The sequence below is a fragment of the Christensenella tenuis genome, assembly GCF_014287795.1.
Classification (GTDB): Bacteria; Bacillota; Clostridia; order Christensenellales; family Christensenellaceae; genus Christensenella; species Christensenella tenuis.
The window spans coordinates 332912-349914 of record NZ_JACOON010000001.1; the positions used below are offsets into that span (position 1 = coordinate 332912).

Here is a 17003-nt window from a genome sequence, read left to right on the forward strand (position 1 = left end):
TAGTATAAAATATATGGAGAGGTTTCAGAACAAGGAGAAATAAATGCCGTTTTTCCCGGAAGAATGGATCCAGGATTTGCTTTCGAAAGTGAATCTTGTAGATCTGATTGGCGAATATGTAACATTGCAGAATAAAGGTGGACGCTGGTGGGCGTGCTGCCCGTTTCACAACGAGAAGACACCCAGTTTTTCTGTTAATCCGGAAAAAGGATTTTATCATTGTTTTGGATGTGGAAAAGGCGGAAATGCGATCCAGTTTGTAATGGAACAGGAGAAAATGACCTTCCCGGAGGCTTGTCAGTATCTTGCAGAGAAGGTAAAATTACCGGTTCCTGAAAACACGGATAATGCAGGCTATGAAAAGCGCAAGCAGCAACGGAAAAAGATTTTCGAAATGAACAGGATTGCAGCGCGGTATTTCCATGAAGCGCTTTATGCACCGGACGGAAAAGAAGCGCTTGAATACCTTCGGGGGAGAGGACTTGGGGACCGGGTGCTTAAAACTTTCGGCATGGGCTTTGCCAGGGATGGATGGGATTACCTGATGAAATTGCTTGCCGATAAAGGGTATACAAAGCAGGACATGCAGGCGGCTGGATTGATTAAGATGTCGGATGGAAAAAGTTATGATATGTTCCGCAATCGTGCTATGATACCGATTATCAATGCGTTTGGCGATATTATTGGTTTTGGCGGACGCGTGATGGACGATGGAATGCCAAAATACCTGAATTCACCGGAAACGGCAGCTTTTAATAAAAGCAGGAATCTTTATAACCTGAACTTGATACGAAAACAGAAAAATCTTTCCCATCTGATTCTGGTCGAAGGATATATGGATGTAATTGCGCTTTTTTCCTACGGAATTCCGGAATGTGTTGCCACTCTGGGAACAGCGCTTACGCAGGACCAGGCACGGTTGATTAAGCGCTATACGAATCATATATATATCTCCTACGATGGGGACGCGGCAGGGCAGAAGGCGACGCTGCGTGCGCTTGGCATTCTGGCGCAGGAAGGGATTGAAACGCGCGTAGTTGTTATTCCGGGCGGGCAGGATCCTGACGAATATCTGAAAGAACATGGTAAGGCCGGGTATATAGAGCTTATGAAGGAATCTTTACCGGAAATGGATTACCGGTTCCAAACGGCAGCGGCAAAATATGATCTTAACGACAGCCACCAAAAGGAAAAATTTGCACAGGAATGTGCAAAAATGTTAAAACAAGTAGAAAGTGCGGTCACGAAGGAGAAGTATGCGAGGAAATTGTCCGGGATGACCGGTTATTCACCGGAATCAATCTTGCAGGATGCCGGTGGATTGCAGAAAGGAGTGGAATGGGTCCCGCCAAAGGTAGAGATTAAAGAAGTTACCTTAGAGGGAAAAGCAGAGAACTGCCTGGTTCGAAGAATCTATTCGGATCCGCAGATTATTTTGAAACTGGAGGGTAGGCTTGAGGAGGCGGATTTTCAGAATACGGCGAATAAAAAAATATTTTCTCATATAATGAAGAAAGCAAAAAAAGGGATTTTCACTGCAAACAGCGAATTATTATCCGTGCTCAATGAAGAGGAAAGCGCTCATATCAGAAAAGTATTGAGTGAGGAGGATGAGCGGGAGAATGCGGATGATTTCCTGAAGGACTGTGTTAAGCAAATGAGAATGGGAAGACTGGAACGGCAGCGAAGGGATGTTCTCGCTTTATGCGCAACCAAGCAGGATGCGGAAGAAAAACGAATTTTGTTGCAGAAAATAGATGAGTTAGGGAAAAAGATTCATAAACTTAAGACGAGTTTTTAAAATTTTAATAGTAGGTGAATTTTATTGGCAGAGAAAAAAGTGAAAGCGGTAGAGAAAAAGATACAGTCAAAATTGTCTGATGAACGGATTGCTAAAATTGTCGAAATCGGAAAAACAAAAGGCGTTTTAAAATATGCAGAGATTGCCGAATATATTGACGATGCACACGCGGTTCCCGAACAGATTGATAAGCTATATGAGGCTCTTGAGGAACAGAATATTGACGTTCTGGATGATGAAATCGAAAAGGAAGTACCGAAAGCCGAGGAAGAGGCAGAGATAGTAGATTTCGAGATTTCCATGCCGGAAAATATCAATATTGACGATCCGGTAAGGATGTATCTTAAAGAAATTGGAAAGGTGCCGCTGCTTTCAGCGTCGGAAGAAGTGGAACTTGCAAAGCGCATGGGGGAAGGAGATCAGGAAGCGAAACGCAAACTGGCCGAAGCGAATCTGCGCCTTGTGGTGAGCATTGCAAAGCGCTATGTTGGTCGTGGCATGCTGTTTCTGGATTTGATTCAGGAAGGAAACCTTGGCTTGATCAAGGCGGTTGAAAAGTTTGATTATCAGAAAGGCTACAAGTTCAGCACTTATGCAACATGGTGGATTCGCCAGGCAATTACGCGTGCAATTGCAGACCAGGCCCGGACGATTCGTATTCCCGTGCATATGGTGGAAACGATCAATAAGTTGATTCGTGTATCGCGCCAGTTGCTCCAGCAATATGGGCGTGATCCACTCCCGGAAGAACTGGCGAAGGAAATGGATATTCCGGAAGAAAAAGTCCGCGAAATCCTGAAGATTGCGCAGGAACCGGTTTCCTTAGAAACACCGATTGGCGAGGAAGAAGACAGTCATTTGGGGGACTTTATTCCGGATGATGATGCCCCGGCTCCGGCAGAAGCGGCTGCATTTACGCTCTTAAAGGAACAGCTGATGGATGTTCTCGATACTTTGACGCCACGTGAAGAGAAGGTTCTTAAGTTGCGCTTTGGCCTTGAAGACGGCCGGGCGCGTACACTGGAAGAAGTGGGCAAGGAATTCCAGGTAACACGCGAAAGAATCCGGCAGATCGAGGCAAAAGCGCTGCGTAAGCTGCGGCATCCATCCCGGTCGAAGAAGCTGCGGGATTTTTTGGAATAGAAAAGGAGTGTTAAGGCGGCGAACAGCCGCCTTTCATATCTTATGGAAATAACAGCAAGAATGCGGGCAATTCTCGATTGCGTGAATGGAATGGATATTGCAGCTGATATTGGGTGCGACCACGGCCGGATATCTGCAGCCTTAATTGATGAAAAGCGTGCGAAACATGTATTTGCCTGCGATATCAGCGAGCAGTCGTTGCAAAAAACGAAGAAGTTGATTTTGGAACAGCAAATCACCGGAATAACTCCGCTTGTTTCAAATGGACTTTCGGCATTGGAGAATAAAAAGGTAGATTGTATTGTAATCACAGGTATGGGTGGACTGCTGATACGCGACATTCTTGCCGGCAGCCTCGGAGCCGCCCGCACAGCGCAGAAGCTCGTCCTTGGTCCACAAGGAAATGAGTGCGAGTTACGCACGTTTCTGTATGAGAACGGTTTTTTTATACAGGATGAAACAATCGTTCGGGATGATCGGCACTATTACCAAGTGATTGTCGCCAAACGCGGCGAGCAGCCGTTGCCAAAGGAAATCTACTTGTATTTCGGATATTATCCGGTTATGCGGAAAGATCCCTTGCAGAAGGAATTTTTACAAAGCAGGCTGCAGGAACTGGAAACGATTATTAACGAAGCGAAAAAGGGGAGGAACACGCAGGAATACCTTGCGGAAAAAAGAAAAATGCGAAGTCAGATTATGGAGGTTATGCAATGCCTGTAACTCTTGAACAAATAGGAATTGTATTAGAAAATATTGCACCGGTAAGCTTTGCGGAAGATTGGGACAACAGCGGCTTCAATGTCAATTTGCATAATACAGACGTTTCAGGCGTTATGGTCTGCCTGGATGTCCTGCCTGAGATTATTGAAGAAGCGGCAGAAAAAGGATGCAATCTTATTATTTCCCATCATCCGCTTTTATTCCACGCAACAAAAAAAATAGATTCTGAATCCTATGAAGGACAGTGTGTCCGGATGCTTATAGAACGTGGAATTTCGCTTTACTGCGCTCATACAAGTATGGATAGCGCTCCCGGCGGAATCAATACATGGCTGGCGGACCAGTTTGCGCTTACAAATAGGTGTTATGTCCAAAATGGGACGACGGAGCACTTTTATGAAGTTGCGGTTCATACGCCACGGGACCATGCGGAGGCAGTGAGCCGGGCGATGGCCTTGGCCGGAGCCGGAACGCTTGGAGAATATACGGAGTGTACCTTCCGCATCGACGGGAAAGGGACCTTTCGGCCAGGACTCGACGCCAGCCCGTATATCGGGCAGGGCGGGAAGCTTGAGACTGTGGACGAAATACGAATTTCATCCATATGCAGTGAGAATGACCTGCAAAAGGTTCTTTGCGCAATCCGGAATGTACACCCTTACGAGATGCCGGCAATCAGCGCGCTTAGGACAGATGAACCCCAGTGTGTCAGCTCGGGGCTTGGTGTTGTGGGAGATTTACCGGAGCCATCCCGCACAACGGATATTTTGGACAGGCTGAAAGAAATACTGCAGACAGACAGTATACGTGTTGCCGGAGAAATGAACGGAAAAATTTCCCGGGTTGGTGTATGCGGCGGCGCAGCGGGTGATTTTGCCGGCGCGGCGCGGAACAAAGGCGCGGAACTTTTTATTACAGGGGAAATAAAGCACAACGACTATGTGGCGCATACGGATATTATTCTAGTGGAAGCGGGACATTTCGATACGGAGAAATGCTTCTGCCAGCTATATGCGCAAGGTTTACAAAAATGTTTCCATGATGTAAACTATAACATAGCGATTTATGTAACAAATTTACGCAGACCATACGTAAATTATTGAGGAGGTCTATGTTGAGTAATAATTTGAAAGTATTATGGGAATATCAGGCGGCAGAAAATGCACTGGAATCCTATGAGCGTACGCTCGTGAATACAGAAACGAGGAAGAGGCTGGTACATCAGCAGCAGGTTTATAAAAACAACCAGCAAAAGCTGAAGCAACTTGAACAGGAGTCTGTGCTGCTTCAGAATAAAATGAGTGAAATAGCTTCCCAGATTGAAATCCTGCAAAAGCAGATGAGTGAAAAAAAGGACGAAATTTCTGAAGTTTCAGGCTATGATCTGGAAGATATGTTTTTGGATGATGTGCGTGAAATGATTAAAGAATGCGAGAGCATTAAGGCATCTGTCGAAGTAAATAAACGTAAAATTGTTGATATTATGCATCGCCTTGAAAAATCGGAAACAGAAATCAAGGAAACGCTCGTTAAGATGAGCAACGCAAAAAAGCAGTTCGATGTTTTAAAAGAACAACATGCAAAGGAAGTTGCCGCCGGGAAAGATGATCTTGATAAACTGCGTGCAAATGTTACCAGGGCAGCAAAGGGGATCGATCCGGAATTAATGGAGCGGTATAAGTCAATCAAACAGCATCGGCCTAATCCGATGGCGAAGTTGGTAGGAGACCGCTGTGAAGGCTGTAAGATGCAGCTTCCCTCGGGAGTTCTGCAGAGCCTGAAGGTGGAGGGAAATATTGTCGAATGTGAAAACTGCGGCAGGATCCTTTATGTAGTGGAAGATTGAATATTTTGAGCAGACTGGATGGCTGCGCGTTTCGGCGTGAGGAAAGTCCGGGCTCCACAGGGCAGGGCGCCGGGTAACACCCGGTGGAGGCGACTCCAAGGAAAGTGCAACAGAAATAAACCGCATCTTTTATAGGTGTAAGGGTGGAAAGGTGAGGTAAGAGCTTACCGGCGTTATGGCAACTTAACGCGTCCATGTAAACCCCGCTTGGTGCAAGATTGGTATGGGGACATTTAATGACGGCCCGTCATGTCCCTTGTAATCGCATGAGCCGTATGGTAACAGACGGCCTAGATAGATGGCCATCAAAACAGAACCCGGCTTATAGGTCTGCTCAAATTATTTATAAAGCATGTGTGACAGCTCGGAAACGAGCTGTTTTTATTGTCGCCGTACATCCTGCCGCTAGTGATCGCCGGTGCGGCGGTCGCGGCTGGAGTTGTTATTGCAGTACGGAATAATAGGCGTGCCTGCGAAAAGTAAAGAATGGAAATAAGGAAAATGGCGGAAATGCGTAAGGCATCGCCGCCGTTTTTGGTATCCGCAATAAAAAAGTGGTATTATAAAAAGAAAGAGAGTATTATGGATTCAATGCAATGTAGTGAAAAGGTGCTGCTGCAATGAAAGGACTGATACATATTTACTGTGGAGATGGAAAGGAGAAGACGACAACTGCCGTTGGAATTGATGTATGTGCCGCCAGGCATGCGGGATACCGTGCTTTCCTGCCATTTATGAAACGGGGCCTCGGGGAAATGCAAGTATTGATTGATAACCGGGCATAACGGTGATTTCCGGGAAAAAAGGCGTTGAATTTGTGTGGGGCATGAGTGAACAAGAAAAGGAAGCCGCATGCACACTTCAGAATAAAAGACTGGAAGATGTAACGGAAATGTGGCAGGAGATTGTGATTTTTTGATTTTAGATGAGAGGGCGGGCACATGTGAAGCTGTTTTTAGACAAATATTTTTTATAGTTTTTGAATCACAAGCCGAAAGAACTGGAACTGGTTTTAGCAGAGTGCATTCCAAGACTGGCGCTTTTCAAAATATACGGATTATGTTGTTTATGCATCTATCAAGAATTAAAACATATCCGTTCGGCGAAGGGATCAAAGCGTATGGCGGCGCTGAACGATAGCAAAGTTTACGATTTGTTTATCGGATATATTGACATATGCTCATAATTTTGCATATAATGAGCTAAAATAATGTGAGGTATTCAAAATGGCACGGCCGTTTAAATGCAGATGCATTTGTTCCAAACCAAAGACAACCTGCTTTGTTCCGCAAAATGGCGTTGGAAGTGGAGCGGTAATATTAGGATATGATGAATATGAAGTCATACGCCTGCTCGATTATGCGGCGCTTACGCAGGAGCAATGTGCGGATAAAATGAACGTATCCCGATCAACGGTAGCGCGTATGTACGATAGCGCCCGGAAAAAAATGGCGGATGCACTGGTCAATGGAAAAAAGATCCGTATCAATGGCGGAGATGTGATCGTGTGTAATGCTCTGAAACCGGAGTGCGCCCATGAAAAGCATTGCTGCCGCAGAAATCAAAATGAGGAATAGGCATTAGGAAGGTACGGTATTTAGCGGATGATCTTTTGTTGCGGCAAGAAAAGTATTGTTTGGCCGACAGATTTGCCTATGGTGATAGAATAAAAAATGAATGGCTTTTTACCTATATCGAAAGCAGATATGGCGGAACGTGGGATCGCGCAACTTGATTTTGTTTTGATCACAGGGGATGCATATGTAGATCATCCGTCTTTTGCGCATGCAATCATTTCCCGCTATCTTGTAGCGCATGGGTATTCTGTTGGTATTATTGCCCAGCCGTCATGGAAAACAGCAGATGATTTCAAAAGACTGGGCAGGCCAAGGCTCGGCTTTCTGATTAGTGCCGGAAACATGGACAGCATGGTAAATCTTTACTCCGTGACAAAACATCGCCGCGCAAAAGACCTATATTCACCGGGAGGAAAAACCGGAAAACGTCCGGCGCGATCCACAATTATTTATACGAAAAAAATACGCGAAGCATATGGCGATGTGCCGGTGATTATCGGCGGAATTGAAGCGAGTTTGCGCAGATTCGCCCACTATGATTATTGGGATGATGTAGTAAAACCTTCTATTCTTGCGGAAAGCGGCGCGGATCTTTTGGTTTATGGCATGGGGGAGCGCCCTATTATTGAGATTGCTGAGGCACTGGATGGCGGCCTTGCGGTGCGTGATATTACTTATATAGAAGGAACCGTTTATTTTACGCCAACCCTTGAGCGGGTATATGAATATAAGAAACTTCCTGCATTTCGGGAAGTAAGGGCAGATAAAAAGACCTATGCCAAAGCATTTATGACGGAGATGCATGAACGCGGGCAGGCTCTTGTTCAGGAGCATAAGGACGGTTTTGTCGTTCAAAATATACCAGCCAGGGCGCTGAGCCAAAAGGAGCTTGATTTCGTTTATGCGATGCCTTTTATGCGTACGGCGCATCCGATGTATGAGAAACCTATCCCTGCCCTTGAGGAAGTGAAATTCAGTATTACGGCAACGCGCGGTTGTATCGGTGCATGCGCTTTTTGCGCTTTGTATTATCATCAAGGAAAAGATGTTGCGTGGCGGAGCATAGGAAGCATTGTCGGCGAGGCAGAAGAAATGACAAAAGATGCGGAATTTAAGGGATATATCCATGATGTTGGAGGTCCTACCGCTAATTTTTATGGGGTAAAATGCACGAATCCTAAGGGGCGGTGCACAAAGCGGCGCTGCCTGACACCTGAAAAGTGCAGGTTTTTAAAAGAAAACCATGCGGAATATATCAGGCTCTTGCGTAAGGTACGGACGGTAAATGGGGTAAAAAAGGTATTCATTCGTTCGGGAATCCGCTATGATTATGCACTGCTCAATCAAAGTGGGGATTTTATCAGGGAACTGGCCGCGCATCATGTCAGCGGACAGCTTAAACTTGCTCCCGAACATGTCAGCGCGGATGTCCTTAAGCTGATGGGCAAGCCGGGAATTGAAAAGTACCAGAGGTTTTGCCAAAAGTTCAATGCAGCATCCCAGCGAGTTAAAAAGAAACAATATGTCCTGCCGTATTTTATGTCTTCCCATCCAGGATGTACGTTGACGGATGCGGTCCGTCTTGCGGAATTTATCCGTGATACAGGTTTTATGCCCGAGCAGGCACAGGACTTTTATCCTACGCCGGGCACGCTTGCAACTTGTATGTATTATACCGGCCTTGATCCGGAAACGGGCCGGAAGGTATACATACCAAGGTCGGCAGAGGAGAAGGCAATGCAGCGTGCTCTGATTCAATATAAGAATCCGAAAAACCGCGGGATTGTTAAAAAAGCGCTTTTGAAGGCGGAGCGCGACGACTTGATCGGTCAGGGAAAAAAGAAGCTGATAAGGGGATGAAACGGAGCATTCGGAGAGAAATATATCTGTTAATTCGTATTGCGTGCGGGTTATAAATATAGTATACTATTCTCTGTATTGTTCTGCAATTTTATAGTTTTTGAAACAATCTAGGAGGATGAAAATGGCTGCTAAATTAGAGAAGCTGGAAGGAAACAAAGCGAAACTGGAACTACTGGTTCCCGCTGATAAATTTGAGGAAGGAATTGCGAAGGCGTATCAGAAGTTGAAGGGAAAATTCAATATTCCCGGATTCCGCAAGGGGAAGGCGCCAAGAAAGATGGTCGAAAACTTTTACGGCCCTCAGGTGTTTTATGAAGATGCGCTGGATGAGATTATTCCGCAGGCATATCTCGACGCAGTCAAGGAGCATGAACTGGATGTGGTTTCAAGACCGGATTACGACGTTTTAAGCATCGACCAGAAGGAAGGTGTCGTCGTGACGGCAACGGTGGTTCTGAAGCCGGTTGTAAAGCTTGGAAAATATGAAGGAATTAAAGTAAGAAAACCGGTGGAAAAAATCACGGCAAAAGAAGTGGATGCGGAGATCGGGAAAACGCGTGAGCAGAATGCAAGATGGGTGGAAGTAGAACGTGCATCCAAGAATGGCGATACTGTTTTAATCGATTTCGTCGGCAGTATTGACGGAGTAAAATTTGAAGGCGGCGCTGCGGAAGACCAGACGCTCGTCTTAGGCGAGGGGCGCTTTATCCCCGGATTCGAGGAACAGATTATCGGCATGAAAGCAGGGGATGAAAAAGATATTGATGTGAAATTCCCTGAAGATTATACGCCCGAATTTGCAGGTAAGGATGCGGTATTTGCGATCACGATGAAGGCAGTGAAAGAGAAGGAGCTGCCTGAACTGGATGATGATTTTGCACAGGATGTATCAGAATTTGATACGCTTGCAGACTATAAAAAAGATGTAAAGAAAAAGCTGCAGGAACGCGCGGATCTGCGCGCAAAAGCGGAAATGGAGAATCAGTTGCTCGAAACCGTTGCTAAGGGAATCAAAGTAGATATTCCAGATGTAATGGTTGACGACCAGATTGATTATCAGATCCAGCAAATGTCCTATCAGTTAATGTACCAGGGAATGAAGCTGGACGATTATCTGAACTATATGGGTAAAACCCTGCAGGATTTGCGGAATGATTACAAGGAAAGTGCACAAGAGCAGGTGCGCATGCGTCTTGCCGTGGAAGCGCTGTTGAAGAAACTGGAGATCGATCCGACGGAAGAGGATATTGAGAAGAAATACGAACAGCTTGCGAAAGAAGCGAACAAAACTGTGCAGGAATTCAAGGATACTATGAGCGCGCAGGAAATTGATTATTTCAAGGAACGCGTCGCAATGGAGCAGTTGTTCGACTACCTCGTTTCCAAGGCGGAAATTGAAGAGTTTGATCCCAAGAAAGAAGCAGAAAAGCCAGCGGAAAAGAAGGCGGCTTCCAAAGAAAGCGCAAAAAAAGAACCTGCCAAAGATTCCACGAAAAAAGCAGCTAAGAAGACAGCGGAAAGCGCTGGAAAACCGAAAGCTGCCAAGGAATAACAATTTTCTATGCACAGGGCAAACTCAGGCTATGTGCAGCAAGGAGGTTATTTTATGAGCTTGGTACCAATTGTGGTAGAACAGACAAACCGGGGAGAACGGTCGTATGATATTTTTTCCCGTTTATTAAGAGACAGGATTATTTTTCTATCCGGTGAAATTGATGATACTGTCGCCAATCTTGTCGTGGCGCAGCTCATTTTCTTGGAAGCGGAAGATCCTGATAAAGATATCCATTTGTACATTAACAGTCCCGGCGGCTCTATAACGGCCGGGATGGCGATTTATGATACGATGCAGTATATTAAGTGCGATGTAAGCACAATCTGCATTGGTATGGCGGCCTCTATGGGTGCGTTTTTGATGGCGGCAGGCCAGAAAGGAAAACGCAAAGCGCTGCCAAACAGCGAGATCATGATTCATCAGCCGCTCGGCGGCACGCAGGGGCAGGCAACGGATATTGCAATCCATGCACAACGGATTATCGCAATCAAGGATAAGATGAACAAGATTTTGAGCGAGCGGACAGGACAGACGCTGAAAAAGGTGCAGAAAGACGTCGAGCGAGACTATTTCATGACTTCGGAAGAAGCCCTTGAATATGGGATTATCGACGAAATTATTCCCGCCAAATAGCGTCAGAGGTAAATAGAATATGTATGATAACTATAATGATGGCGGCGACGGCCAGATCAAATGCACCTTCTGCGGGAAAACGCAGGATGAGGTGCGCAGGCTGGTAGCCGGCCCTGGTGTATATATCTGTGATGAATGTGTGGAATTATGCCGGGAAATCATCGATGAGGAATTCAAGGAAGCGGCAAAATTTGAGCTGAAGGAAATCCCCAAGCCGTCAGAGATTGTCCGTACCCTAAACGAGTATGTAATCGGTCAGGATAAGGCGAAGAAATATCTCGCGGTCGCGGTATACAACCACTATAAGAGAATCAACGCCACAGTTGGCGAAGATGACACCGAGGTGCAGAAGAGCAATATTTTGATGCTCGGGCCAACAGGAAGCGGGAAAACGCTGCTTGCGCAGACGCTTGCGCGGATACTGAATGTTCCGTTTGCAATTGCGGATGCAACGTCGCTCACTGAAGCAGGCTATGTAGGGGAAGATGTGGAAAATATTCTCCTGAAGCTTATTCAGGCGGCGGATTTCGATATTGACCGTGCGCAGAAGGGCATTATTTATGTGGATGAAATCGATAAGATTGCCCGCAAGACGGATAATCCTTCCATTACGCGCGATGTATCGGGAGAGGGCGTGCAGCAGGCGTTATTGAAAATCCTGGAAGGTACGGTTGCAAGCGTGCCGCCGCAGGGCGGACGTAAACATCCGCATCAGGATTTTCTGCAGATTGACACCACAAATATTCTCTTTATTTGCGGAGGAGCGTTCGATGGCCTTGATTCTATCGTTGAAAGCCGCATTGGTAAAAAAACGATGGGTTTTGGAGCGGATGTAAAGAGCAAGCAGGAAAAGGATATGAGCGCGCTTTTGGAACAGCTTCAAACTGAGGATTTGCTGAAATACGGACTGATTCCGGAATTTGTCGGCCGGTTGCCGGTAGTTGTGAATTTGCAATCGCTCGATGAGCAGGCATTGGTAGAGATTCTCAAAAAGCCTAAGAATGCTCTTACAAAACAATATAGAAAGCTGTTTGCGATTGACGGCGTGGAACTTGAATTTGAAGACGAAGCGCTGAAAGAAGTTGCTAAACTTGCAATTGAACAAAAAACGGGCGCAAGGGGGCTTCGCAGTATTATTGAAACGTCTATGATGGATATCATGTATGATCTGCCATCGCGTGATGATGTTTTAAAATGCGTCGTTACAAAAGAGACGATTGATTCTAAAAAGCCGATGCTTGTGATGGGTGAAAAACCTGTATTGCCTCAAGCAAGGCAGAAAGAAGAGACCGCTTCATAAAGGATAAAGCGCCTTTCAGGAACGGGAACAAGATTCCCGTTCCTTTTTTATTTGCTATATTTTGTGGCCTGTTATATAATATTACAGTATGTATACATAAATGTTGTGGAGGAAAAGTTATGTCAAAGACATATACGGCGGGAGATATTCAAGTGCTTGAGGGTCTTGACGCAGTACGCCGCCGTCCTGGAATGTATATTGGCACGACGAGTTCAAGAGGGCTTCATCATCTTTTGTGGGAAATCGTGGACAATGGAATTGATGAAGCTGCAAATGGATATGCAAATAAGCTTATCGTAACAATCCATCCGGATAATTCCATCTCGGTGGAAGACAACGGGCGGGGGATTCCCACCGGATTGCATCCAGAACTGAAAATATCGGGAGTGGAGGTTGTGTTCACTCAGCTCCATGCAGGCGGTAAATTCAACAATGAAAATTATGCTTATTCGGGCGGGCTGCACGGCGTTGGAGCCTCGGTCGTGAATGCGCTCTCCAAGTGGCTTGAAGTGGAAGTCTATCAGAACGGTAAAATTTACTATCAGAAATATAAAACGGAACCAGATGCAAAGGGCAGGATGCAGGTAGGCAAACCGGTTTCAGCTTTGAAAGAAATCGGTGAAACCAGAAAAAAAGGATCGAAGATTACGTTTTTGCCCGATGATACGATTTTCGATAACATTGATTTTCAATTCGATGTGGTAAGACGGCGGCTGCGGGAACTTGCGTTCCTGACCAAAGGGCTGCATATCACGCTGATCGATGAGCGGCAGACGACGGGTGGCAGGCCGCGCAAGGAGGTTTTTGAATATACAGGCGGCATTGTGGATTTTGTACTTTACCTGAATAAAGACAAAACTCCTCTTCACGCGGCACCGATTTTACTGGAAGGGGTAAAACGGGATATTGTAGTCAGTATTGCAATGCAGTACAATTCAAGTTACACCGAAAGCATTTTTTCTTATGTAAACAATATTCCAACCACTGAGGGCGGTATGCATGAAACAGGCTTTAAAACCGCTATTACAAAAGTGATGAACGATTACGCCCGCAGCAATAACCTTCTGAAAGAAAAGGAAGCAAATCTTACGGGGGATGATTTCCGGGAAGGTTTGTGCGCAGTCGTTAATATAAAAATGAAAAACGTGCAATTTGAAGGCCAGACAAAAACCAAACTTGGCAATGCGGAAGCGCGCGTAGCTGTGGAAGCGGTTGTTACCGAGAAGCTTTCGGCATTTATGGCCGATCTTAACAACACGCAAATTTGTACAAAAATTCTGGAAAAAGCGGTGGGGGCGGCACGTGTGCGCGAAGCTGCACGTAAGGCAAAAAAAATGGAGCGCGCCAAGAGTAAACTGGAAAGTTCGCCGCTTGTCGGCAAGCTTTCGGCCTGCACGGGTAGAAAACCCGAACTCAATGAACTTTTTATTGTAGAGGGCGACAGTGCGGGTGGCAGTGCAAAGCAGGGGAGAGACCGTCGGTTTCAGGCGATTCTGCCGCTGCGGGGAAAGCCGCTGAATGTCGAAAAGAAACGCGTTGACCAGGTGCTTGCCAATGAAGAATTCCGTTCCATCATCACAGCGCTGGGCGCAGGCTTTGACGATAATTTTAATATCGATAATATCAAATATAATAAGGTGATTATTCTGGCGGATGCAGACCAGGACGGCGGACATATCCGTGCTATTTTAATTACATTTTTTTACCGCTATTTTAAGGAACTGATTACAGATGGCCATCTTTATATCGGACGGCCTCCGCTTTATAAAGTTGCCAAGGGCGGCAAAGTACTTTATGCCTACGATGACGAACAACTGGAGGAGGCTAAGAAAAAAATTGGGCGTGGCTATACGGTGCAGAGGTATAAAGGATTGGGCGAGATGAATCCCGAACAGCTTTGGGAGACGACGATGGATCCTGAAAAGCGTTCGTTGATTCGCGTGACCATCGACGATCTCGCAGATGTGGAACAGATTGTTACAACGCTTATGGGGGATAATGTCGAACCGCGCAAGCAATATATCGCAGAACATGCAAATTTCAATAAACAGGATAATTTCGAGGTAGTGCAGCATGAAATCGAAGCAAATTAATTACAATGAAGATATTATTGATGCGGCGTTGGATGAGGTCATGCACACCTCTTTCATTACGTATGCTGAATACGTTACGATGGAACGTGCTTTGCCGCGCGTTGAGGACGGACTGAAGCCTGTACAGCGGCGTATTTTATATACCATGTATGATCTCGGGATTTTACCCGATAAACCTTATAAAAAATCAGCCAGAATTGTAGGGGAAGCGCTTGGTAAATACCATCCGCATGGTGATACAAGCGTATACGATGCTATGGTGCGTCTCGCGCAGCCCTATGCGATGCGCATGCCCCTTGTTGACGGCCATGGAAATTTTGGCTCGCCGGATGGGGATAGTGCGGCGGCAATGCGTTATACGGAGGCACGTCTCTCGCCATTGGCGCTTGAAATGCTGCGTGACCTCGGGAAAGACACGGTACCATTCCGTCCAAATTTTGACGACACGGAGCGTGAACCGGATATGCTGCCGGCACGTTATCCTAACCTGCTCGTAAATGGCTCGTCGGGCATTGCGGTAGGATTGGCGACAAATATTCCGCCGCATAACCTTGGTGAAGTCATCGACGGTGTTGTAACGCGCATCGAGAATCCGGAATGCAGCCTTGCAGACGTAATGAAACACATTAAAGCCCCGGATTTTCCTACGGGGGGATATTTGCTGAGTGGAGACGGCCTGAAGCAGGCGTATGAAACAGGCAAGGGCAAGATACAGATGCGTGCCAAAACGCATATCGAAAAGACCAAGAATGGAAAAAGCCTGATTGTAATCACTGAAATTCCTTATGAAGTGCGCAAAGCGGCCATGCTGGAAAAAATTCTTGCAGTCAGTGAAAACAGGAAAGAACTCTTTGCGGGCATTGATGATATTAGGGATGAATCCGACCGGGAAGGAATCCGGGCAGTGGTTGAGGTGAAAAAAGGACATGATCCTGAAAAAATACTGAACCTGCTGTTCAAGTATACCGATCTGCAGACAACCTTCGGTATTAATATGATGGTGATTGCCGACGGTTCACCCAAACAACTGGGGCTTCTGCCGATCCTCGATCACTACATCCGGCACCAAAAAAATGTCATTACCCGCCGAACGCAGTTCGATTTGGAAAAAGCGGAAAAACGTGAGCATATTCTGCTTGGCCTGATTGTCGCGGTAAAAAATATCGACAGGGTAATCCGGATTATCCGTTCCTCGAAAAATTCAGAGGAAGCTAAGCACAGGCTGATGAAAGAGTTTAACCTCACGGGAGTGCAGGCTCAGGCCATTCTTGACATGCGTCTTGCACGGCTTACCAATCTTGAAGTTGAGCTTCTGGAAAATGAGTATAAAGAGGTTGTGGCGCTCATTAAGTATCTGCGTTCTATCTTGGGTTCAGAATCAAAGCTGTTGGAGGTCATCCGCGAAGAACTTTTGGCGGTCAAAGAGAAATATGCCGACAAGCGGCGCACACAGCTTATGAAGGAGGAACATGCGCATATTGAGATTGACGAAAGTGAATTTATGGTCGTGGAAGAATGCACCGTGATCCTGACACGCAACGGAAACCTCAAGCGTATGTCGCCCAAGGCCCTGCAAAAGGGAATGGAGGCGGGAGAACTGGAAGAAAAATTCCAGCCAGTGCTTCTGGTGTCAACCGATACGGCGGGAAAGCTTTACCTGTTTACGAATAAGGGGAATATGATGATTTTGCCTGTTGCGTCCGTTCCGGAAGCTCGTATGAAAGATGCGGGAAAATCGATAAACGCCCTGATTTCCGGCGTGGATGCTGACGAAGTTATCCTGAACATTCTGACAAAAAACGATTTTGGGAATAAGCTCATGTACTTTGCGACTGCAAATGGATTGGTAAAAGCGACACAGATGGAGGAATTTGACGTCAAAAAGTCTAAAATCATGGCCTGTGGCCTCAAGGAAGGCGATATGCTTATTTATGCCAAGCCCAATCTGCCGGATGTGGAAAATATGCTCTTTATTACCTCGGACGGCATGTCCATCAATATTCGCAAGAATGAAATTTCCATAATGGGGCGAAGCGGAAAAGGCGTAGGCGCGATAAAGCTGGGGAAACATGCCAAAGTCGTATATGTAGAACAAATTAAAAACGGCCAAGAAGGCGACATTCTGTTGATGACGGAAAAAGGATACGCAAAGCGAACGCCTGTTTCCGAATTTGAAGAACAGGGCCGGAACGGAAAAGGCCTGAAATCTTATCAGCTTTCAGGTTCATCCGGGCGCGAAGTTATTGGCGCACTCCTGCTCGATAAAATTTGTACAGTAACTGGAGTGCAGAAATCGGGTGATTTAAGCAAGATTTCTACAGACAGCATTCCTGCGGGTGCGCGCAACACGCGGGGAGAACAGGTGATTCTCGCAATGATGGGCAACGATGTAAAAACGCTTTATAAGAACATATTTGATTGACCGCTTTATTTTCGCGTAGTAATGTGTTAAAATGTAGGTGTATTTAA

At 46.0% G+C, this 17003-nt stretch carries 13 protein-coding genes and 1 other RNA gene; all 14 read left to right on the forward strand.

The window, feature by feature from the left end:
- Positions 1–43: 43 nt before the first annotated feature.
- The 14 genes from dnaG to gyrA all read left to right on the forward strand — a co-directional run bounded on the left by dnaG (position 44) and on the right by gyrA (position 16956).
- Entirely contained in the window at positions 44–1801 is a 1758-nt protein-coding gene (dnaG, locus tag H8S18_RS01625; RefSeq protein ID WP_186856564.1) for a DNA primase, read from the forward strand.
- 60 nt (positions 1802–1861) lie between these two features.
- Entirely contained in the window at positions 1862–2944 is a 1083-nt protein-coding gene (gene rpoD / locus H8S18_RS01630; protein ID WP_186856937.1) for an RNA polymerase sigma factor RpoD, read from the forward strand.
- 42 nt (positions 2945–2986) lie between these two features.
- Positions 2987–3667, forward strand: coding sequence for a tRNA (adenine(22)-N(1))-methyltransferase (locus H8S18_RS01635; protein ID WP_186856565.1), 681 nt, complete (start codon positions 2987–2989; stop codon positions 3665–3667).
- A complete protein-coding gene (locus H8S18_RS01640) occupies positions 3658–4770 on the forward strand; it encodes a Nif3-like dinuclear metal center hexameric protein (RefSeq protein ID WP_186856566.1) in 1113 nt (370 codons plus the stop codon). The genes H8S18_RS01635 and H8S18_RS01640 overlap by 10 nt, the downstream gene beginning before the upstream one ends.
- Positions 4771–4781: 11 nt before the next feature.
- Entirely contained in the window at positions 4782–5513 is a 732-nt protein-coding gene (locus H8S18_RS01645) for a zinc ribbon domain-containing protein (RefSeq protein WP_186856567.1), read from the forward strand.
- 6 nt (positions 5514–5519) lie between these two features.
- An RNA gene (gene rnpB, locus H8S18_RS01650) (RNase P RNA component class A) lies at positions 5520–5854 on the forward strand.
- A 279-nt stretch (positions 5855–6133) separates the two neighbouring features.
- Complete coding sequence (locus H8S18_RS01655; RefSeq protein WP_186856568.1) at positions 6134–6298, forward strand: cob(I)yrinic acid a,c-diamide adenosyltransferase; 165 nt, start codon at positions 6134–6136, stop codon at positions 6296–6298.
- 441 nt (positions 6299–6739) lie between these two features.
- A complete protein-coding gene (locus H8S18_RS01660; RefSeq protein ID WP_186856569.1) occupies positions 6740–7090 on the forward strand; it encodes a DUF134 domain-containing protein in 351 nt (116 codons plus the stop codon).
- Between the two features lie 96 nt (positions 7091–7186).
- On the forward strand, positions 7187–8950 hold the full coding sequence (locus tag H8S18_RS01665; RefSeq protein ID WP_186856570.1) for a YgiQ family radical SAM protein: 1764 nt from the start codon (positions 7187–7189) through the stop codon (positions 8948–8950).
- Between the two features lie 124 nt (positions 8951–9074).
- Positions 9075–10505, forward strand: coding sequence for a trigger factor (gene tig / locus H8S18_RS01670; protein WP_186856571.1), 1431 nt, complete (start codon positions 9075–9077; stop codon positions 10503–10505).
- A 54-nt stretch (positions 10506–10559) separates the two neighbouring features.
- Positions 10560–11141 (forward strand): ATP-dependent Clp endopeptidase proteolytic subunit ClpP, encoded by a 582-nt coding sequence (gene clpP, locus H8S18_RS01675; protein WP_186856572.1) that lies wholly within the window; start codon positions 10560–10562, stop codon positions 11139–11141.
- A 19-nt stretch (positions 11142–11160) separates the two neighbouring features.
- Entirely contained in the window at positions 11161–12441 is a 1281-nt protein-coding gene (gene clpX, locus H8S18_RS01680) for an ATP-dependent Clp protease ATP-binding subunit ClpX (protein ID WP_186856573.1), read from the forward strand.
- A 119-nt stretch (positions 12442–12560) separates the two neighbouring features.
- Positions 12561–14534 carry a DNA gyrase/topoisomerase IV subunit B gene (locus H8S18_RS01685; RefSeq protein WP_186856574.1) on the forward strand — a complete coding sequence of 658 codons (1974 nt, stop codon included), beginning with the start codon at positions 12561–12563 and terminating at the stop codon, positions 14532–14534.
- A complete protein-coding gene (gene gyrA / locus H8S18_RS01690) occupies positions 14515–16956 on the forward strand; it encodes a DNA topoisomerase (ATP-hydrolyzing) subunit A (RefSeq protein WP_186856575.1) in 2442 nt (813 codons plus the stop codon). Before H8S18_RS01685 ends, gyrA begins: the two co-directional genes overlap by 20 nt.
- Positions 16957–17003: the final 47 nt, after the last annotated feature.